General features: G+C 39.4%; 11 protein-coding genes. 6 read left to right on the top strand and 5 right to left on the bottom strand.

The window, feature by feature from the left end:
* Window positions 1-2: 2 nt before the first annotated feature.
* Window positions 3-1028, bottom strand: coding sequence for a zinc-binding dehydrogenase (locus Q4534_RS00240; protein WP_303611151.1), 1026 nt, complete (start codon window positions 1026-1028; stop codon window positions 3-5).
* 21 nt (window positions 1029-1049) lie between these two features.
* A complete protein-coding gene (locus Q4534_RS00235; protein ID WP_303611150.1) occupies window positions 1050-1748 on the bottom strand; it encodes an orotidine 5'-phosphate decarboxylase / HUMPS family protein in 699 nt (232 codons plus the stop codon).
* A gap of 444 nt (window positions 1749-2192) precedes the next feature.
* On the opposite strand from Q4534_RS00235, the gene Q4534_RS00230 reads away from it, so the two are divergent.
* Together Q4534_RS00230 and Q4534_RS00225 are read left to right on the top strand one after the other, a co-directional pair.
* Window positions 2193-2549 (top strand): hypothetical protein, encoded by a 357-nt coding sequence (locus Q4534_RS00230; RefSeq protein ID WP_303611149.1) that lies wholly within the window; start codon window positions 2193-2195, stop codon window positions 2547-2549.
* 8 nt (window positions 2550-2557) lie between these two features.
* Window positions 2558-3700, top strand: a complete 1143-nt coding sequence (locus tag Q4534_RS00225) for an NAD(P)/FAD-dependent oxidoreductase (RefSeq protein WP_303611148.1) — start codon at window positions 2558-2560, stop codon at window positions 3698-3700.
* Window positions 3701-3734: 34 nt separating this feature from the next.
* On the opposite strand, the gene Q4534_RS00220 is transcribed toward Q4534_RS00225, so the two are convergent.
* The 3 genes from Q4534_RS00220 to Q4534_RS00210 are packed head-to-tail and all read right to left on the bottom strand — an operon-like array spanning window position 3735 to window position 7778.
* A complete protein-coding gene (locus tag Q4534_RS00220; RefSeq protein ID WP_303611147.1) occupies window positions 3735-4760 on the bottom strand; it encodes an SMP-30/gluconolactonase/LRE family protein in 1026 nt (341 codons plus the stop codon).
* A 4-nt stretch (window positions 4761-4764) separates the two neighbouring features.
* Window positions 4765-5937, bottom strand: a complete 1173-nt coding sequence (locus Q4534_RS00215) for an aldose epimerase family protein (RefSeq protein WP_303611146.1) — start codon at window positions 5935-5937, stop codon at window positions 4765-4767.
* A complete protein-coding gene (locus Q4534_RS00210) occupies window positions 5934-7778 on the bottom strand; it encodes a glycoside hydrolase family 2 protein (protein ID WP_303611145.1) in 1845 nt (614 codons plus the stop codon). The genes Q4534_RS00215 and Q4534_RS00210 overlap by 4 nt, the downstream gene beginning before the upstream one ends.
* Before the next feature lie 404 nt (window positions 7779-8182).
* Between Q4534_RS00210 and Q4534_RS00205 the strand changes: the two genes are divergently transcribed.
* The 4 genes from Q4534_RS00205 (at window position 8183) to Q4534_RS00190 (ending at window position 21881) form a co-directional block, all read left to right on the top strand.
* Window positions 8183-13870 carry a PKD domain-containing protein gene (locus tag Q4534_RS00205; protein WP_303611144.1) on the top strand — a complete coding sequence of 1896 codons (5688 nt, stop codon included), beginning with the start codon at window positions 8183-8185 and terminating at the stop codon, window positions 13868-13870.
* The gene (locus Q4534_RS00200; RefSeq protein ID WP_303611143.1) at window positions 13867-14895 is read left to right on the top strand and encodes a PorP/SprF family type IX secretion system membrane protein; all 1029 of its coding nucleotides are present in this window, start codon (window positions 13867-13869) and stop codon (window positions 14893-14895) included. The genes Q4534_RS00205 and Q4534_RS00200 overlap by 4 nt, the downstream gene beginning before the upstream one ends.
* A gap of 237 nt (window positions 14896-15132) precedes the next feature.
* Entirely contained in the window at window positions 15133-20853 is a 5721-nt protein-coding gene (locus tag Q4534_RS00195) for a PKD domain-containing protein (RefSeq protein WP_303611142.1), read from the top strand.
* Complete coding sequence (locus Q4534_RS00190; RefSeq protein ID WP_303611141.1) at window positions 20850-21881, top strand: PorP/SprF family type IX secretion system membrane protein; 1032 nt, start codon at window positions 20850-20852, stop codon at window positions 21879-21881. The genes Q4534_RS00195 and Q4534_RS00190 overlap by 4 nt, the downstream gene beginning before the upstream one ends.
* Window positions 21882-21936: the final 55 nt, after the last annotated feature.

Raw genomic sequence — 21936 nt, 5'->3', positions numbered from 1 at the left:
GTTTAAACAGGTTTCAGCACACTTTTTACCACCTCACCATGGTGCATTTTCTCAAAGGCTTCCAACCAAGAGGTCACAGGCCATACACCACCAATAATCGGTTTTACATCTAAGGTACCTGACCCCATCATGCCAATAACTTTTTCCCAAATTGGCCAGTTGTGACTAAAACTGCCTTGTAATCTTACATTTTTCTGGACGATAGGATCCAAAGAAAAATTACATGGCTGTGGTCCCCATCCCACTTTGGTGATTTGCCCATTTGGTCTTACCAGATCCATGGCGATTTTAAGCGTAACACTTGCTCCCGCTGCATCAATGATTAGATCGGCACCCAATCCATCTCTTTCTCTGGCCCATTCAGTAGCATCACCAATAATGGCCTCACAGCCATAGCTTTTGGCAATTTCCAATCTACCTCTATCGGCTTCTAAACCTACTACTGCTACTTCTGCACCATTAATTTTGGCCATTACAGCACATAACATCCCTATCGTTCCGGGACCAATCACCAAAACCCTGTCTCCGGGTTTGATATTTGAATTGACAACAACTGCACTATAGGCCACACAACAAGGTTCTGTCAGACAAGCTTCCTCAAAAGGCACTTGTTCAGGCACATTGTGCAAACAACGTGCAGGCACCTTTACATACTTTGTCATGGCACCATTCACTCCGTAACCAAAACCTTTTCGAGTTGGGTCTAAGTTATAGAGACCAATTCTACTCATTGGATTCAATGGATCTATCACTGCAGCAGTTTCACTTACCACCCTGTCACCAACTTTCCAGCCTTCTACTCTTGGGCCTACTTCTAGAATTTTACCACCAAACTCATGTCCTAAAACTACCGGATAATTAACCGGCCAACTGTGGTCAGAAGTCCATTGATGCAGATCACTACCACAGACACCTACATTGGCCACTTCTAATAATACCTCACCTTCACCTATTTCAGGTTGTTCAATTTCTCTAATTTCTACGGAACCTTTGGCTTCCGCATAATTCACTACTGCTGCTGCTTTCATTATTTAATATTTTTATTCTGATTATATTTTTACATCTCCATAAGCATGGATCGCATCACATATTTTCCTTAAAGATGCTTCCAAGTCTCCATCAGCAGTTTTAAAAGCATCTGCATCGATGGTTAAAGGAGCTCCAAGGACAACAAGTGGCGCACCATATTTAGGAGTAGATATGGCCTGCTCTAAACTTAAACCACCAACTGCCTGTACAGGTACATCAACAGCTGCAACAATTTCTTCCAATTGATCCAGTGGGCTAGGCATCCTTTTGCCTTGTGCAGCAATCCCCCTTCTTTCATCATAACCAATGTGGTGAACAATATAATCACATCCGTGATCTTCTAAGAATTTTGCGCCGGCCACCATGTCCGGGCAACCTAAATTGTCCCCCATCACTTTTGCACCATGGTCTTTACCCGCTTGCACCACACATTTAATTGTTTCTTCATGGGCTCTTGCCATTACCACTACATGAGTAGCACCTGCCTTGGCCATCATTTCAGCTTCAAGATATCCACCATCCATGGTTTTTAAATCTGCTACTATGGGCGTATTAGGAAAAGCTTCCCTAAGTTTTCTGACGCCATGAAGACCTTCCGCCAATATTAAAGGGGTTCCTGCTTCCAACCAATCCACTCCAGCGCGCATGGCAAGAGCAGCCGTTTCTAAAGCTTCGTCAATGTTGGTTAGGTCTAAACTAATCTGAACAATTGGTTTCATTTATTTAAGGTTATTGTATGAGAAATATGTATTATTTATTACTGAATGATTATTTAAAATGAATAATAAGGGGATATTATAAAGTTGAAAACCTAATATTATGGAAAAAGCCTAATTAAATAAACATAATTTGGCTCAAAATCAAACAGTCAATAGGCCTGTTTTTACCTACCTTCCCGAAGAAACTCCAAAAAAATCATACTTATACCAAATGACTTTGATCTAAAACTTATAATTAATAAACAAAATCTTGGGTAAAAATACTGTAGTTTATTTTTGGTTATTTTTCAGGGATAAAGTTTTTTTTATTCCTTTTCAATTTAATTATTTATTTTTGATCACAACTGATATTTTCAATAGAATTACGTCAATTTATCATGAATGGGCTATTGTTTAAATTAAAGGTTTTTCGATTACCTTTACTATTCAAAATTTGATATCATAATGCAAGAGAAGTGGATTTTTAAAAGTGAAAACATAAAAAAGGCAGATAATATTCTTACTGCACTTTCTTGGGTTTTAAAAGAGAAAAAAAATGAATTGGAAATTTTTTTAAGCCTTTATGCCAAGTTGGATGGTGCATTGGCTGAAAACATCCAATTAGTAGATCCAATAGTTTCTCCGGAACAACACACTGGATCTTTTTATTTAAGCTTTAACAAGATTTTTTATAACGCCTGTCTAAATATTAATGAGACTGATCTCGATAAAATAAAATTGACCTATGAATTTAGCCCTGAAAAAAGTCAATTAGTATTGATCGGTCCTGATATTCCTGAGAGAGAAACTGAAGATTTATAAAATTACCCATGAAAGAGTATGACATTGCCATAATTGGTACCGGCCCTTCCGGTGCCATGGCCGCCTACCATGCGGCAAAAAATGGAAAAAAAGTAATTTTAATTGAAAAAGAGAAACTTCCACGCTACAAAACATGTGGGGGAGGTTTGGTACATAGAGGCCGAATTCGCCTACCCTTTTCCATTGATGAAGTAGTTGAAAAGGAATTTTATGAACTTGAAGTTTTTTTTGAAAAAAGTCCTCATTTTTTTAAAGCAAAAAGAGATGAACCCATCATTTCCATGGTCATGAGAGATACTTTTGATCAATTTCTGGTCAATAAGGCAATGGAAAAAGGAGCTCAAATCATAGCCCAAACCAGCATGGTAGGCTTGACAAAAGAAGTAGATGGGTTGCATATAAAAACCTCCGGTGAGGATATTAAATGCCAATACCTAATCGGGGCTGATGGTGCCTTAAGCCAAACTGCCAAATTGGGAGGCTGGAAAGAGAGCCGCAAGCTGATTCCTGCATTGGAATATGAAGTAAAGGTATCTGAAGAGGATTACAACCGATTATCTAAAAATGTCCGCTTTGATGTGGATGCCGTTCCCGATGGTTATGCCTGGTGTTTTCCTAAAAATGGCCACCTGTCATTGGGTGTTGGTACTTTAAAAAAGCAAAAGATTGATCTAAAAAAATATTATAAGGAATATTTAAAAAAATTAGATATTAAAGAAATTTTAGAATCAGAGGCGCATGGATTCCAAATTCCAGTAGGCCAAAGAAAAGATGCTTTTTCAAAGGATAGAATTTTTCTTTCCGGGGATGCGGCAGGTTTTGCTGACCCCCTCACCGCCGAGGGTATTTCAAACGCTATTTTATCAGGAGAACTGGCAGCAAAGGCCATTGTAGAAAATTTTGAGAATGAAAAAGATGCCAATAAGGCCTACCAGCAATTGCTCGATCAACATATTCTAACCGAACTGGGCAATTCGGCTATTATTGCATTTATCTGTTATGCCCAACCTGCCATTAGGAATATGCTCCTTAGCAAATACGGACAAAAAGGCTGTGAAATCTTAACAGATATCTTTATGGGCAAAAAAGCCTTTCCGGATGACCTCAAAAATAAAATAAAAAGCCGCGTTCCCTTACTGAAATTCATTTAACGGCAAGGGAGCACGGCCTCGATATTAGTAAAACTTATTTTAAAGGAATCCGGAGCACATAACTATCGGCCGTTGCAAATAAAAAGTCCTCCTTTTTATTCAAAGCAACGTTGGACACTAGTTCTGAAAACTTAAGCCTGCCTAATAAAATTCCATCAGGTCCAAAGAACCAAATTCCGCCGGGTCCTGTTGCGATGACTGTCCCATCTTTCATGATTTTTAGTCCATCCGGTAGACCTGCTTCATTATTGGCTACTTCACTTGCATCATAGAAAATCCTTCCTTCTTTCAGCCCTTTATTTTCATCCAAAGTATAAAAGTACCAAATGGGTTTTTCCGGATCAGAATTGGCTATAATAAGCCTTTCTTCATCTGGAAACAAAGCTATACCGTTGGGTCTGGTAATACTATCAAGTAGCAGTTGCAAATCCCCCTCCTTATTCAACTTATAAACACCTTGAAAATCGATGGCTTTCTTTGGGTCATCCATCCGATGCTCCAAACCATAAGGAGGATCAGTAAAATATAAATTCCCTTTAGTATCGTAAACAGCATCATTGGGGCTATTGAAAGGTTTTCCATCATATTCTGTAACAATTCCTTCATATTCAGGGGCCGGAGCATCCAAATCTGCAAGCATCCTGGCCAACCTCCTGTCTCCATGTTGACACAACACCAGTTTCCCATTGGGATCCAAAAGTAGGCCATTGGAACCTACCTCCCCTCCTCTATTTTCATCTGATGTTAATCCTGCTGGTTCAAGGTATACTTCAGGAGCAGCACCTTCCTTCCAAGAATGCACCTTATTGGCAGGGATTTCTGAAAACAATAACATTTCCTCCTCTTCAATCCACAAGGGGCCTTCAGTCCATGCATAACCACTTCCTAAAATTTCCGCTTGTATTCCCTCTTCTATAATTGAATAAAGTTTATCTCCCTCAGAAATTATTGTAAATGGCATCAATGCTTTCTTATGCGCTCCTTGCTTATTATTGCCTCCACAGGAATATAACATTCCTGCAAAAAGCAATATCAAGATATAAATCGAGGAAGTTTTCATACGATCAATCAATCACAGAAAATTTATAAATACATTCATGTGAATAAGTCTCTTCCGGTCTTAGGGTAACAGAAGGAAAAGAAGGCTGATTTGGAGAATCAGGATAATGTTGTGTTTCCAAACATATGGCCCCTTGCTTACCATAATCTTTGCCGGCTTTTGAAGGTCCACCCCCCGTCATAAAATTACCTGTATATACCTGTACTCCGGGTTGGTCCGTATAAACTTCCATCTTACGGCCATTTTCAGGAACCCAAACAGAAGCAATTTTAATGGTTTCTGTATTCCCTTCTTCACGGTTAACCACCCAATTGTGGTCATATCCTCCTCCTTTTTTTAGCTGCTCATTGTCTGCATCTATGCGCTCTCCTACAAGGTGAGGTTCACTAAAATCAAAAGGCGTTCCTTTAACAGACCTGATTTCACCCAGTGGTATCAAATTATCATCCACAGGAGTAAAATTATCGGCATTCAACTGAAGCTTATGGTTTCTGACACTCCCTTCACCATGTCCATTTAGATTAAAAAAAGAGTGATGGGTTAAGTTTACTATTGTGGGCTTATCAGTAGTGGCCTTATAGGTGATTTTAAACTCATTGTCATCTGTCAGGTAATAATTCATGAAAACCGTTAATTCACCAGGAAACCCTGCTTCTCCATCCGGCGAAACATACTTCATTTCCAATTTTTGATCAGTAGCTTCAAGTACTTCCCAAACCACCTTATGGTAACCTTCCGGAGCACCGTGAAGATTGTTTGGGCCATTATTAGCCTCCAGGGAATACGTTTTACCGTCTAATGTAAATTGAGCATTGGCAATGCGATTGCCATACCTACCAATGGGGGCGCCATAATATCCACCGGGATTAATGCTATATTCATCGAGATCATCATATCCCAAAACAACATCCTCAAAATTCCCGTTTTTATCCGGAGTGAACAATTCTACTACCCTGGCGCCAAAATTGGTTACGGTCATTTCCATACCATTTTTATTGGTAAGGTGATACAATTTCACTTCTTTTCCGTCTATTGTTTTTTCAAATGCTGAATCTTCCATTGCTGTTAAATATTTCGGTTCTGTTTGTTGTTCGGTTACGGCTTGCTCTTTATTGTTTTGTCCACATGCTGTCAATAGACCGGCAATAAAGAGTGCCTTTAAGGTTAAATTTTTCATTTCTTAGGGATTTTAATTGTATACAACTCCATGTGCAATTGCTTTAAGAATTGAGGCTCAATTTTGGTAACTTTTCTATCATAGGTCATCAAGCCATTCGTCTCCACTTCTACATCAGTTGTTTGGGTATAAATGGCTGCAGAAAGTCCCATGGGAATAAGTGGTTTAAGGTCTTGAATCAGTTTACTGTATCTTTCTCTCAAAGCACCTTTATCTTTAAAGCTTTGGTATCCCCAATTGTCTTTATCCTGCCAGGTATGTCCTTCTATTGGCAAACCCAAACCACCAAATTCTCCCAATACAATAATTTGACCTTGACCCCAGATTTTGGGGTCAGGCATCACAGGGTCCGGGTAATTGTGCATGTCCATAATTTGGCCCTCCAAAGTATAATTCCCTCCACTGGCTCCGTTTACCAATCGTGAAGGGTCATATTCTACGGTCCATATTACAATTTCCTCTGTATTGAACTGGCCCCAAGCTTCATTAAAAGGCACCCAAACAATAATCGATGGGAAATTATAATTGGCATCCATAATGGCTTTCCATTCTTTTTTGAAAATAGCAATAGATTCCGGGCTTCTCTTCTTCTCTGTGCCTTTACCTACCACACCGGGTCTGGATTCCCACCTATTCCCCATGTCTCCACTAGGCATGTCTTGCCATACCAGCATTCCTATTTTATCACAGTGATAATACCACCTGGCTGGTTCCACTTTCACATGCTTTCTTATCATATTAAAACCCATCTCTTTGGTTTTATCTATATCATATATCAAAGCCTCTTCAGTTGGCGCGGTGTATAGGCCATCAGGCCACCACCCTTGATCCAAGGGGCCATATTGAAATAAAAATTTATCATTCAATAACATGCGCTGATTACCATTGGCATCCGGCAACATGCTTATTTTTCTCATGGCGGTATAGCTTTTCACTACATCCACTGCTTTTTTACCAACCTTCAATTGCGCTTCTATGTCATACAAAAAAGGGTTGTCAGGGCCCCAGATATTGGGGTTTTGAATAGAAAAAGTTGTGGATTCACCTGCAGGCACCTCCTGCTCTTCTACCAGCTCTCCATTGGCTAGGAGGCGAACGCTTATCATTTGTCCGGGTTTAGGATCATTTACCTGTGCATGCACAGATATCTGCTTATTGTCCAGATCAGCTGTATTTCTTATATCGGAAATATATTGATCAGGAACCGATTCTAACCAAACCGTTTGCCAAATGCCAGTAACCGGTGTATACCAAATGCCATGTGGTTTATTGATTTGTTTTCCTCGAGGTTGGGGACCTTCATCAGTGGGATCCCAAACCCGAATGCTTATTTGTTGTGTTTTTCCGGATACCAAAGCCTCACTTATTTCAAATGAGAAAGGATCGTAGCCACCTTGATGCTGGCCTATACGCTTTCCATTGATAAACACCTCCGCTTCCCAATCCACCGCGCCAAAATGAAGTAACAATTTCCCTCTCCTCATCCCTCGGTCAATTTCGAAGCCTCTATGGTACCAAAGTTCCTGGTCTTTACCTACTGTTTTACCCACCCCGGATAATGCAGACTCTATTGCATAAGGAACTAAAATATCCCCTTGGTAATTGCCGGGTTGCTTGGTGCCTTTCTCAACAATGGCATATTGCCAAATGCCATTGAGATTTGTCCAATTTTCTCTGCTCATCTGTGGTCTTGGATATTCAGGAAGTGGGGCATTAGGGTCAATATCCATTGCCCATTCTGACAAGATTTTGTCATTTATTGGGTGCCAGTTTTGTTGTTGGCTGAATGCAGGAAAAATGAAAAAAACATAGGCAATCCAGCAAGTAATTTTTTTTATCATGGGTTATAGTTATTTCTGGAATTGTGAGTTCCAATTGACATAAAATAAAAGGATAGAAGCGAAAATATTAAAAAATCAGATCAATTAGGTTATAAATCAAATGAAAATAAAAAAAAAATATGGTCCTTATGAATTTAATTCTTTATCCCACTTTCTTCATTTGATACTGGCAAAAAAGAGATTGAAAATAGGAATAATGAATCTCCTAAATAAACAACCATTTTCTTTAGGTTTTCACAAGTCCAAACCTCTAAGTTTACATCCATAATAATTTATCATTCAGTTACTTATTAAATTTGTATTATCTACTTTTACATATGGATTGATAAAAAATCCAAGCTATACTTTCTTAAATTTTGGCATTTTTATGATTGTATTTTTTATAAAAATCTTCGGTAATACAGTTGAAAATAAATAGTAAATATATTATTCCCGGTGTCATTTTATTTTTAATTTTTGGCGTACAAATTTTTAAAATTAAAGGTGAACTAATTAATCCATTTGCATCCATTACCATTCAGGATCAAATTGAAGCTGAAGTAAAGTTCGATGGAGACTTGACCTTGACCCTTGATATGTTGTCCATTAATTATTCCGGTGACATGTCCAAACTTCACTTGGAAGTACTGGCAGGAAATGGATATTCTTTGTCTAATCAAACCATTTCCCCGGCAATTCAATACACCGAAGATTGGGAAGCAAAAGGCAAAGAGATTATTGTCAACATTCAAGTTACAGACGGTATAGACCAAAGCCAGATATATCCTTTTAAGGTCCTTGTTTTCCCTCCAATATTGCCTTTGGCCTATTCTGAAAACAGCTGTAAAGGTATTATTTCACTTACCTTGAGTGCTTATAAACCTAACCAAAGACATGAAGAATCATTCCCCTTTACTTTTAAACTAATTGATGATTTAGGGGATACCCTGAAGGTTGTCACGGTAAATAATACAGCCCCCTTTCAAAGTTCAGCGACTGCTACTTTCGGTCAAGATTATGAACTTGACCGAGACATAGAATACCAAATATATGCAATAGATAATTTGGGAAGGGAATATTTAAGAGACTCAGGCCCCTTAGGTCAGGCATATTCTTTGGATTTTGAATTGAATTTCGCCGGTCTACTTTGCCCTGAAGACAAAACAGGCCTGGTTGAGTTCATTATATTCAATGCAACCCTTCCAGTAAACAACTTTATTGTGATTGACAGTGAAGGAAAGGAAAAACATACAGATTTTGAAGTAGTGTCAGATTCAGATGGTTTTGTAGTGATTCAGGCTCAAGATCTGGAACCCGGTGCTTATACCATAGAAATAGAAGATCGGTTTCAATGCAATGGTAGAGAAAGCTTTGAAATTGTCATCCCTGAACCTATGGATGCTGAAGAAACTGTAAAACATGTAACATGCTTTGGAAATAATGATGGAGAGATTAGTCTCTTAATTAATGGGGGCTGGTCGTCTCCTTTTCCCAAAAGCCACCGTGATGAATGGGCCAATTATGAGATAACATGGTTTGACAATGAGGAAAACGAAGTTAAAACTGTAGCCAACTCATTTGTAAGTTTGGCAGGTACAATTATCGGGGTGGAAAGCAAAATTTATAACTTACCACCAGGTGATTATTATGCCAAAATTCAAGACAATGGAAGGTTGTTTGAAATCGCCGGTGCAGCCCCGTTGGTTTGTGAAAAAACAACCGGTTGGATAACTGTTGAGGGCCCTGAACCATTCACCCTTTCAGAAACCATTGAAAATATATCTTGCAATGGTATGGCTAATGGAAGTATTAGCATAAACCCCTTAGGAGGTTCTCCTGAATATATTATTGAATGGTTTAAAGGAAATTTTGCAAACCTAAACTCACCCACATCAGGAGAGTTGCTCTCTTTTCCCCTCAATTCGGAGGAAGGCGAATTATCCAGACAAGGCTTAGACCCGGGTGAATACGCTGTATTAATAACAGATCAAAATGGATGTATAGTAGCAAACAATTACGCCATCAATGAACCTACACCACTAACATTGAATGAATTAAGTGATCTCAGGGAAGATGTAAGGTGTTTTGGGGAAGAAGCAGGGACCATAGCAATTCAATTATACGAAAACACCCCCACCCCATTTTCAATAGAGGTTTATAGAAATGGAGCTTCTTTCAAGTCATTAGGTCCCATAAACAAGGTCGATTCAGACACCCTCTATTTTAAAAACTTAAAAGCAGGAAGCTATGATTTTAGAATTGAAGATGACCAAGGATGTGATTTCTTTTTGGAAGGAATAATAATTGATGAACCGGAAACAGGTTTACTCATCCAAGATACCCTCGTATCAAATTACAATGGATATCAGGTTTCATTTCCGGGAGCAAATGATGGTAGCATTGCCCTTGAAATTGTGGGTGGAGAAGGCAATTATAAGTACGAATGGAATGGGCCGAATGGCTTTGAGGCAAATTCCAAAGACATCAGTAATCTAAGCCCCGGAGAATATACATTTATTGTAACGGATGATAACAATTGTACCGCACGATTAACTTCCATAATCCTAGAAGCTCCACAACCCTTAACTTTGACACCCAACATTCCTGAAATAAATGGTTTTCAGATTAGTTGTAATGGAGCTGCCACCGGTAGCATTAAACCAAACGCCGCAGGAGGAACAGGAAATTACAACTATAGCTGGTCCGGTCCGGACAACTTTTCTTCCTCAGAGAGCAACTTAGAAAACCTATCTGCAGGTTTTTATTCATTGACACTAACTGATGATAATGGAGCAACCATCCAAGCTACTTACAAGATTTCCGAACCCAATGAATTGATCCTATCTGAACCAGAAGATTTAAGGATTCCCGTGACCTGTTTTGGTGAGCACAATGGGGCATTCACCCTATTGATAGATCAAGCCTCAATGGCTCCATATACCCTTACATTAGGAACAATGGGGAATGCAGAAGCAGTCCTGTCCATACCCAATTTCAACAGTGAGGAACATACCTTTGACCAACTACCCGGAAACCTTTACTGGGTAACAGTTGAAGATGCCAATGGTTGTATCAAAAAAATAGAAAACATTTTGGTTGAGCAACCTGAAACAGGCCTAGAAATCAGCAATTTACAATTGTCAGACTTTAATGGATATCAAATCACCTGTACAGGAGGCTCAGACGGGACGATTTCTTTCAACATTTCCGGAAATCAAGGCAATCTAACTTATAGTTGGACAGGACCAAATGGTTTTACCTCAAACTATCCCCATTTGGAAGGACTGGAAGCAGGAACCTATCATGTCTTAATAACAGATGAAAATGGCTGTACACTGCAGAGAGACTTTGACCTCAAATCTCCACTTCCACTGGTAGTTGAAGAGGAAATATCTGACTATAATGGATTTGGAGTGCATTGTAATGGAGGGAATGAAGGATTTATTTATTTGGATATTTCCGGAGGAACCGGGAGCAATCAAATAAAATGGGAAGGCCCAAATAGCTTCAGTTCAGAAGCTGACAGCTTAAAAAACATTTTGCCGGGCAATTACCAAGTCACCGTTACTGACATCAATGGTTGCGAAATCAGTAAAAGTTATACGCTTACAGAACCTCAGGGACTTGAAATCGAAGAGTTAGCAGACCAAAGGGTTGATATTTCTTGTTATGGTCAAGAAACAGGAGTATTGGCTGCAAGCATAACACGGACTTCTGCAGGACCATACAGGTATGAATTATCAAATGATAATGGAGATCTATTAGAAACATCTCCCCCAACCACACAACAGAATTGGTTTTTCAGGAACCTTGCTGCCGGCATTTATAAGATAAGTGTAATTGATGCCAACAACTGTTTCAAAGAAATTGACCAACTAGAAATCACCCAACCTAAAGCCGGGTTAACCATCGATAAGGTAGAAGTTTCTTCATTTAATGGATATAATATAAGTTGTTATGAAGCAGCAGATGCTTGGATAACCATAATAACTTCCGGAGGTTCCGGTAATTTAAAATTTGAATGGTCAGGTCCGGGTAATTTTAAAGCCTTTACTCCTTCCATTGAAAATTTAACTCCCGGAGATTACCATCTTACCATTATTGATGAAAATGGCTGCGAAGCACTAACAGATTTGATAAGCATCAAGCAACCGGAGCCATTGATGATTACTCCCACAGTAAAAGTCAATAATGGTTTTGAAATCAGTTGTAACGGGGCCAATGATGGGCAAATAGCATTGAATATTTCTGGAGGAAGTGGAAATTACCATATTAACTGGTCAGGACCGGAGGGTTTTACCTCCAATGCAACAGCAGTAAATGACCTTTTACCTGGAAATTACCTGGTAAATGTGAAAGATGAAAATGGTTGTGAAATAAGTGAACGTTTTTCTATAAATGAGCCTGAATCCCTATCCATCAGGCTGAATATGAAAACGGATGTCTTCTGCCATGGAGCGCCATCCGGCAGCCTATCTTTTATTGTCTCCGGTGGGATAGCTGATAGTTATCAATACCGATGGACTAAAGATGGTGTGGGCTTCGATTTAGATTCACCCAATGCTGAAGGGCTATATTCAGGCACTTACCAAGTTACTGTCCTTGATGCCAACGGCTGTCAAATCAGCAGCTCGGAAATTAGCATTACTCAACCTACTGCTCCCTTGGAGGTATCAATGGAGCAAACGGAGGTATCCTGCTATGGTGCCAATGATGCAAACCTGTCCCTTGACATTACCGGGGGGGTCAAACCCTACCAAATCAAATGGAATACCGGCGAAGATCAAAGTTCATTTGAAGGAATTGGTCCCGGATTATATCAAGTCACCGTAACAGATGCCGCCGGCTGTATAATCTCTAAAGAAACCAGCATAAAGGAAGTTCCGGTATTTAAGGTAGATCCTATAGTCAATCCAATTTCCTGCTTTGGTGCTCAAGATGGTAGCATTTTGCTTAACCTTGAAGGGGGTAAAGCCCCTGTAACGGCTATTTGGGAACATGGTCCGGAACAATCGTCAATTTATAACCTTGGTCCGGGAGTATATAGGGTCTATTTAAAAGATGCCAACAATTGTACAATTGAGAGGACTTTTAATCTGATAGCACCTGAGCCTTTGGTAGCAGTAGGTCAGGTTGAGGATGCTTCCTCTTGCCTAAATGGTCAAAGTGGAGAGATTTCCCTTGAGGTGTCGGGTGGCAGAGCTCCTTATAGCTACAAATGGAGCAATGGAGCAAGCAGCCCTACCGTTTCCAATCTGACCAATGGTACCTACTCAGTTGATATAATAGATCAGTCAGGCTGCTTTGTAAGCCAAACATTCAAAGTAAATCGACCTGACCCACTCACCATTAGCTTGACAAATACAATAAGTTCTCAATGTGAACCCAAAGAAATTTTGGAAATCAATAAACTGCATATTGAAGGTGGGGTTGCTCCTTATAGTATTCAATGGAGCAGTGGAGAGGTGTTTGAAGAAGGCTACCGAATGGAGGCCAATGCACCCGGAAATTATCAGGTGACAGTGACCGATAGCAAGGGGTGCGTACAAATTCAAAGTTTTGCCGTTCAGAACAATGTTATATTGGTAAAAGGAGAATATTTATCTGAGTCATTTCCACTTTACGGTGAAAACTTGGTCAACTTTGATGTTCAATTTACCAACAAAAGCAATGGAAATATTGGTTTATATTATTGGGATTTTGGCGATGGAAACAATTCATATGAAGCTTCTCCTACCTACCGATACAAGCTACCCGGAACCTATCAAGTCACCTTAATTGCTACTGATATTTGGGGATGTGAAACCAGCACTTCTTTTCCAATAAAAATCACTGACTTTTTCTTAGAAACACCTAATGTATTTAGTCCTAACGGAGATGGTCTCAATGATTATTTCTTTCCAAAGTTTCTAAACATCAATAGTTTATCGCTAATTATAATGAATACTTGGGGAGAAATTTTATACCAATCTACGGACATAAAAGATCCCGGCTGGGACGGTTCTTTCCGTGGCCAAAAAGCCGCTCCGGGTAATTATGTTTATAAGTTAAATTACACCACCGCAGACGGAAGAAATTTTAGTAACAACGGTGCTTTCATGCTTTTGGAATGAGAAATTTAAAATTTATAATGCTGTTTGTAAGTTACTTTTTATCCTATCCTTTGGATTTATTGGCACAGGATTTTCAATTTACACAGTTTTACGCAGCCCCACTAAATCTTAGTCCTGCTTTTGCAGGAGCCATGGAAACTACTCGTGTTGGCATCAATTATAGAAAACAATGGCCCGGTTTAGGTTATGATTTCACGGCTTCAGGAATCTATTACGACAATTTTGTAGATGAGACCAATGTTGGTTTTGGTTTTTCCGCATCTCAATTTTCTGAGTCTTTGCTAAAGATCAGGTCAACTGATATTGCAGGATACCTATCTTATAAATTATTGCTAAATAATGAAAGCTTCTTAAGGTTTGGAGGTCAATTGGGAATTGTCAATAGAAGTTTGACTTTACAAGAAATGGTCTTTGGCGATCAGATTGACCTTTTAAACAGGACTGTAAATTCGGCAACCATCGACCTGCTACCGGGGGAAGACAGTAAATGGTATCCCGATTTAGCATTTGGTGCTTTATTACAAGCACCCGATTTTTGGTTTGGGATAAGTAGTAGTCATGTATCTCGACCCAATATAGGCTTTCTAGAAGATGGAATAGGAAATGAACTCCCCATAAAATGGGATATTCACGGTGGTTATGTTAAAAATTTGGACCGAAGAATGTTTAAATCCGGAGAGGTACGTAAGGTGTTTTCAGTCTCTTTTAATTATAAGAGACAAGGTACCTTTCAACAAATAGAAGTAATACCCCAAATACAAGTTGAAAATTTTATTGGTGGTTTAGGATTCAGGAATATAACCCGATTCAATGAATTACCGGATCAAAACTCAATCAATGCAGTATTGGGATTTAGTTTAATGAGTGGTATCACCATGGCCTATAGTTATGACTATATGTTGAATAAGTTTAGCAATCCGGCCCATGTATCTCATGAAGTCTCCATATATTTTACAGATCTAAGAAGGAAAAAGTTTATGCAAACAATTCTTCCCTGTCCTACCAGCAACGGAAGAAGGTATTGAATGCCTCCTCAATTGGATGGGTAATTCCGAAAGAATTACTTTTTACCAGTTATTTTGATTATGATGTTATCCGTAAAAGATCATTTTAACAAATGCCCTAACCACTATGTTTATAGGGCATTAAAAAAATTTTATTAAATTAAAAATAACATAATTTTTTAATAGGTATTTTCTAAATTTAGTTGTTGATATGGGTTCAGCTTTAAGTAAGTATAATTTTTAACAAACGTTTTAATATTGAATATTTTTACAAAAATTTTACCAAAGCAGTTTAAAAGTACTTTCAAGCTCTTACTTCCTGGACTGGTATTATCTTTAGTACTTACCTATCAAATTTTTGAATCAAAAGGCGAGATATTCACTCTATTTGCACCCATTACTATTTCTGACCAAGTGGAAACCCAAGTACTTTATAATGGAGACCTGGAAATTACCCTTGACATGCTTACGATTGATTATTCAGGTGATAAATCTAATTTGAATTTGGAAATCCTTTCCGGTACAGGATATTCATTTTCGGGTCAAACCATTGATCCGAACGTAACTTATGATGACAGTTGGGAGGCTGAAGGGAAAGAGATAACGGTCAATATTCAGGTCTCTGATGGTGTAGATGTCAGCGAAACTTACCCTTTCAAAGTACTTGTTATCCCCCCTATTTTACCGCTTTCCTATTTTGAAAATAGTTGTCAAGGTACCATCACTTTATCTGTAAGTGCCTATAAACCGGATCAAAGGCATGAAGAATCTTTTCCCTTTACCTTTAATCTAATAGGCGAGTCAGACAATATTCTTTCTACTGTAACAGTAGACAATACTGCACCATTTCAAAGTTCAGCGTCTGTTACCTTTGGCTTAGACAATGAATTGGACCGAGAAGCCCAATATAAAATTGAGGCCATAGACAATATGGGCAGAGAATATTATAGAAATGCCGGTCCGCTTGGTCAGGCTTATTCATTGGATTTTGAACTAAACTTCGCAGGGTTTTTATGCCCTGATGATGATACCGGGGTAGTTGAATTTATTATTTTCAATGCCGCTCTTCCGGTAAACAATTTTGTGATTATAGATGAAGATGGAAATGAAACACCCACCGCTTTTGATGTGGTATCAGACGATGATGGCTTTGCTGTAATTCAGGTCCAAAATTTAGAAGTAGGAACCTATACCCTTGAAATCGAAGATCGGTTTCAATGCAATGGCCGTGAAAGTTTTACAATCGTTATACCGGATCCGTTAGAAATGGTTGAATCAGTTGAACATCTTGCCTGCTATGGCGATACCAATGGAGAAATAAGCCTACTTATTAGCGGCGGTTGGTCCCAGCCTTTTGCAGGAAATCCTCGTGAAGACTGGATCAAATACGGGGTCACCTGGTTTAACGAAAATAGTGAAGAAGTAGAAGGTGACATCAGTACTTTTGTGACTGAAGATGGTGAAATCATTGGCATGGAAAGTAAGCTTCAAAACTTACCTGCTGGAGATTATTATGCGACGATTTCAGACCGTGGCAGGTTATTTGACATTGCAGGAGCCGATCCCCTAGCGTGTGAAAGATCTACCCCTTGGATAACTGTGGAAGGTCCGGATGCCTTGGTACTCTCTGAAACCATCCAGAACATCAGTTGTAACGGGGCCAATGATGGGGAAATAAACATCAATCCTTCAGGTGGCGTTCCGGGTTATACAATTGCTTGGTATACCGGTAATTATGACAATATAAATGTACCAAATACAGATGATCTGGATGTTCTACCACCTGGTCCAAATGATGATGTTTTTACGAGGCAACAATTAGCACCCGGAAACTATGCCGTATTGTTAACGGATGAGAATGCTTGTATTTTGGCTAAAAATTTCACTATAACAGAACCGGATCCTTTAACCTTAACAGAACTTGAGGAGCTTAGGCAAGATGTAAGGTGTTTTGGAGAAGAAACCGGTATCATTGCTCTGCAATTGTTTGAAGACACCCCTACTCCATTTTCCATTGAAGTCTTTCTTGATGGTGAATTAATGGAAGTATTTGGACCTGTAACGACCACTACTTCAGACACTCTGTTTTTCAGAAACTTACCAGGCGGTACCTACGATTTCAGAATTGAGAACAGTCAAGGATGTAATTTCCTTTTGGAGGGTGTAGTAGTAGATGAGCCAACCACAGGCTTGTTAATTGAAAATACTATCGTTTCGGATTTCAATGGATATCAAATATCCTGTGCAGGTGCTGCAGATGGAAGCATCAGTCTGGACATAAGTGGAGGTATTGGAGACTTGGATTATTTCTGGACGGGGCCAAATGGTTTTGAAGCCACTAGTAAGGATATTGACAATCTTGAGCCGGGTGAATATCAGTTCATTGTTACTGATGAAAATGTATGTACAGCGAGTATTGAAAGCATTTTCGTAGAGGAACCTGCTCCATTAACGCTAAATGAAATTATTCCGGAAAGCAATGGTTACAATATAAGTTGCTTTGACGCTGCCGACGCCAGTATAGATCCCAACCCTTCCGGAGGAACTGGCAACTATACTTATGTTTGGTCAGGTCCCAATGGTTTCACTTCTGAAGAAAGTAGCTTAACCAATCTTTTAGCCGGATCCTATTCTTTGTCTATATCTGATGAAAACGGATGTTTAATAGAAACAAACTACGAAATTACGGAACCGAATGAATTAATCGTAAGTGAAGACCTAGCTGCACGCGTACCGGTCACCTGCTTTGGGGAGAAAAATGGTGAATTTACAATTACTTTTGACCAACAGTCCCTACCTCCTTATACCATTACCTTAAAGTTAATGGACGAATCTTCAACTTTACAGAGGATTACAAACTTTAATGAAAATAGTTATTCATTTACAGGATTAGCAGGTGGGCTTTACAATGTGGATATTGAAGATGCAAATGGCTGTAATCTACTAATAGAAAACATTTTAGTCGACCAACCGGAGACAGGTTTACAACTGGCCGACGTCCAGATCTCTGATTACAATGGATATGAGATTTCATGTGCAGGAGATAGTGACGGGTCAATTTCATACAATGTTACAGGAAACCAAGGCCAAATTAATTACAGTTGGACAGGGCCAAATGGTTTTACCTCCACGGAAGCCAATTTGCAGGGATTAGTAGCAGGAACTTATGAATTACTTCTGGCCGATGAGTCAGGCTGTACCCTTAGCCAAACCTTTGAAATAGCAGAACCGGACCCTTTGGTGCTGTTAGATGAAGTTTCAGATTACAATGGCTTTGGTGTCCAATGTAATGGAGGAAATGAGGGATTTATCTACCTTGATATTTCAGGTGGGACAGGAAATGCTACAATTAGTTGGACCGGTCCGGATGGGTTTTTTTCTTCTGAAGACCGTATAGAGAATATTTTCTCAGGAACGTATAACCTTACCATTACAGACCTTAATGGTTGTGAAATCGTCAAAACCTACAACCTCACGGAACCACAGGGTTTGGAAGTGGCTGAGCTTACCGATGAGAAAGTCAATGTTTCCTGCTTTGGCCAATTTACAGGAGTGCTCGCAGCAACAATCACTAGAAGTTCAGCAGGACCTTATCAATATACTTTATTTGATGAGGATAATGAAGTGATCAGTGTCTCTCCTCCTACCTCTGAATCAATCTGGTATTTTACCAACCTCTCGGCCGGGAAATATTCCTTTACCGTAAGTGACATTAATAATTGTCTCCAAGCAGTAGAAAACATAGAAATCACCCAACCTGCCACAGGTTTACAAATCGAAGAAGTAGAAGTTTCAAATTACACAGGTTTCAATATTTCCTGCTTTGGAGCAGATAATGGTTGGATTGATGTAAGCACTTCAGGAGGTTCAGGTAATTATATCTATGAATGGACTGGACCTGAAGGATTTATGGGCGATAAACCTTCCATTGAAAATCTAAAGCCCGGAGCCTATCAGCTTACAATTACAGACCAAAATGGGTGTGATGTGGTTACTGATATCATAAATATTAATGAACCGGACCCTTTAAGGAGCAATTCGGATGTGTCTTTTCAAAATGGATACGAAATCACTTGCCACGAAGCTGATAATGGAAGCATATCATTGGCTCCTACCGGCGGTACGGGCAATTATACCATAACTTGGACAGGTCCAGCAGGATTCACTTCCAATAATGAATTCGTCCAAGATCTTTCACCAGGCAATTATGAAGCGACCATTTCAGATGAAAATGGATGTGAAATAACAGAACAATATACAATTTCAGAACCTGAGGCATTGTCCCTGCAAGTTCTTGAAACAATAGATGTTTTGTGTTATGGTGAAGCAACCGGAAGCATCAATATCCTAGTAGAGGGAGGAATAGTGGATACTTACACTTATGAATGGAGCCGAGATAGGCAACCCCTTTCGGCTACCAATCCGAACCTTGATGGACTTTTGGCAGGTGCATACTCGGTAATTGTTACCGATGCGAATGGCTGTCAGATAGGTCAATCGAATATTATTATTTCACAGCCGGATGAAGCACTGGAAGTCAGCATGACACAAACGGAGGTATCTTGTTACAATGCCAATGATGCCAACCTTTCAATAGACATCCGGGGAGGCATAGAACCCTATCAAATAAGTTGGAACATAGGATCCACTCAAAGTTCTTTTGAGGGCATTGGTCCGGGATTTTATCAGGTTACCGTAATTGATGCCAATGGCTGTACAGTAGTAAAAGAAACCACCATTGCTGAAGTACCTGTATTTGAAATTGATCCGGTTGTTAACCCTATCTCCTGCTATGGTGAAAAAGACGGTAGTATATTATTGAACTTAAATGGAGGGCTTGCACCTGTAAAAGCAACCTGGGCACATGGTCCTGAACAGTCCTCATTGTATAACCTTGGTCCGGGTGTTTACAGTGTGTACTTGGAAGATGCCAAAGGTTGTACCATTGAAAGAACTTTCAACCTGCTGGAACCAGATTTACTAATGGCTGTAGGCTTGGTAGATGATGCCTTGGACTGTGAAAACAGTGAAAGTGGTGCGATCAATCTAACCGTCTCAGGAGGAAGACCTCCCTATAATTACTCTTGGAGCAATGGAGAAAGTACCCAGTCCATTTTCAACCTCACCAATGGTAGTTACTCAGTAGAAGTAATTGATCAGTCAGGTTGTTATGTTACCCAAACTTTTGAGGTAAGAAGACCTGACCCAATTGTTATTAATTTAGCCAGTACCACATCTACCCAGTGTGAACCAAGAGAAATATTGGAGACAATTGACTTAAATATCGATGGAGGTATGGCCCCTTATACCATCGCTTGGAGCAGTGGTGAAGTAAGCAATAATGGGTACCGAATGGAAACCAATAGCCCTGGAAATTATGAAGTAACTATCACGGATGGCAATGGCTGCATTCAGACCCGTAGCTTTGAAGTCGAAAACAATGTGGTCTTAGCAGAAGGGGATTATTTATCCTCATCATTTGAACAATATGAGGAAAACTTGGCCAACTTTGAGGTGCAATTCACCAATAAAAGCAGTGGGAATATAAGCAATTATTATTGGGATTTTGGAGAGGGTAACAATAGCTTAGAGGAAAACCCAACACATAGTTATCAAGTTCCCGGAACCTATACGGTTTCATTGATGGTAACTGATTTTTGGGGATGTGAAACTTACGATACTTTTGAAATAGTAATCACTGATTATTTCCTGGAAACCCCCAATGTTTTTACGCCAAATGATGATGGAGTTAATGATACCTACTTCCCGAAGTTTGTACATGTGGATCATATTGTCTTCACGGTAATGAACAAGTGGGGAGAAATTTTATTTCATTCTGAGGATACCAGCGATATTGGTTGGGATGGCTCATATCGCGGACAAAAGGTAAGTCCTGGAAATTATGTTTATAAGTTAACCTATACCACCGCAGACGGAAGAGATTTTAGTGAAACCGGTGCATTTATGCTTTTAGAATGAGAAAGATTAAGATCATATTGCTCTTTATTGCCTGTATCGTTTTCTGCTCGAGAGACCTAAAAGCGCAGGACTTTCAATTTACTCAATTTTATGCGGCACCCCTAAACTTAAGCCCTGCTTTTGCTGGGGCAATGGAAGTAACCCGGGTGGGGATCAATTATAGAAAACAATGGCCAGGCCTGGGTTATGATTTCAATGCTTATGGTTTGTATTTTGACACTTATATAGATGAAACCAATGTCGGCTTTGGCTTTTCAGCATCCCAGTTTTCTGAAAGCTTACTGAATATAAAGTCAACAGATTTTGCCGGTTACCTCTCTTATAAACTCCTGTTAAACAACCAAAGCTTCCTTCGATTTGGAGGACAACTTGGACTAGTCAATAGAAGTTTAACCTTACAGGAAATGGTTTTTGGGGATCAAATAGATTTACTTAACCGTACCGTAAACCCTTCCAGTATGGATCTATTGCCCGGTGAGGACAGCAAATGGTATCCTGACATAGCTTTTGGAGCATTGCTACAAGCCCCGGATTTCTGGTTTGGTGTAAGCAGTAGCCACCTGTCCCGTCCAAATATAGGCTTTCTCGAAGATGGAATAGGAAATAACTTACCCATTAAATGGGGCGTTCATGGTGGCTATGTTAAGAACTTGGACAGAAGGTTGTTTAAAACCGGAGACATGCGTAAAGTATTTTCGGTCTCATTCAATTACAAAAGGCAAGGAACCTTTCAACAAATAGAAGTCATTCCACAAATACAAGTCGAAAACTTTATTGGTGGCTTGGGCTTCCGAAACATCACCAGGTTTAATGAGTTGCCAGATCAAAATTCCATCAATGCTGTATTGGGATTTAGCCTTTTAAATGGTATTACTATGGCCTATAGTTATGATTATATGTTGAATAAATTTAGCAACCCTGCACATGTATCACATGAAGTATCGATATATTTTACAGACCTTCTAAAGAAGCGATTTATGCAAACCATTCTACCCTGTCCACCAAGTAATGCAGATTGGAGGTATTGAGGGAATTCCTTAGTCTATTCTATAATTAATGGTTATTTATGGTTTAATACAATAA

The sequence above is a fragment of the Cyclobacterium sp. 1_MG-2023 genome (assembly GCF_030546805.1).
GTDB lineage: Bacteria > Bacteroidota > Bacteroidia > Cytophagales > Cyclobacteriaceae > Cyclobacterium.
Note: the sequence above shows the minus strand (reverse complement) of the source record. Positions and strands in the feature narration are given on the sequence as shown.

Bases quoted from the DNA above. Each gene is read 5' to 3' on its own strand.
- Q4534_RS00240 (WP_303611151.1), bottom strand. From the start codon at position 1,028: ATGAAAGCAGCAGCAGTAGTGAATTATGCGGAAGCCAAAGGTTCCGTA.
- Q4534_RS00235 (WP_303611150.1), bottom strand. From the start codon at position 1,748: ATGAAACCAATTGTTCAGATTAGTTTAGACCTAACCAACATTGACGAA.
- Q4534_RS00230 (WP_303611149.1), top strand. From the start codon at position 2,193: ATGCAAGAGAAGTGGATTTTTAAAAGTGAAAACATAAAAAAGGCAGAT.
- Q4534_RS00225 (WP_303611148.1), top strand. From the start codon at position 2,558: ATGAAAGAGTATGACATTGCCATAATTGGTACCGGCCCTTCCGGTGCC.
- Q4534_RS00220 (WP_303611147.1), bottom strand. From the start codon at position 4,760: ATGAAAACTTCCTCGATTTATATCTTGATATTGCTTTTTGCAGGAATG.
- Q4534_RS00215 (WP_303611146.1), bottom strand. From the start codon at position 5,937: ATGAAAAATTTAACCTTAAAGGCACTCTTTATTGCCGGTCTATTGACA.
- Q4534_RS00210 (WP_303611145.1), bottom strand. From the start codon at position 7,778: ATGATAAAAAAAATTACTTGCTGGATTGCCTATGTTTTTTTCATTTTT.
- Q4534_RS00200 (WP_303611143.1), top strand. From the start codon at position 13,867: ATGAGAAATTTAAAATTTATAATGCTGTTTGTAAGTTACTTTTTATCC.
- Q4534_RS00190 (WP_303611141.1), top strand. From the start codon at position 20,850: ATGAGAAAGATTAAGATCATATTGCTCTTTATTGCCTGTATCGTTTTC.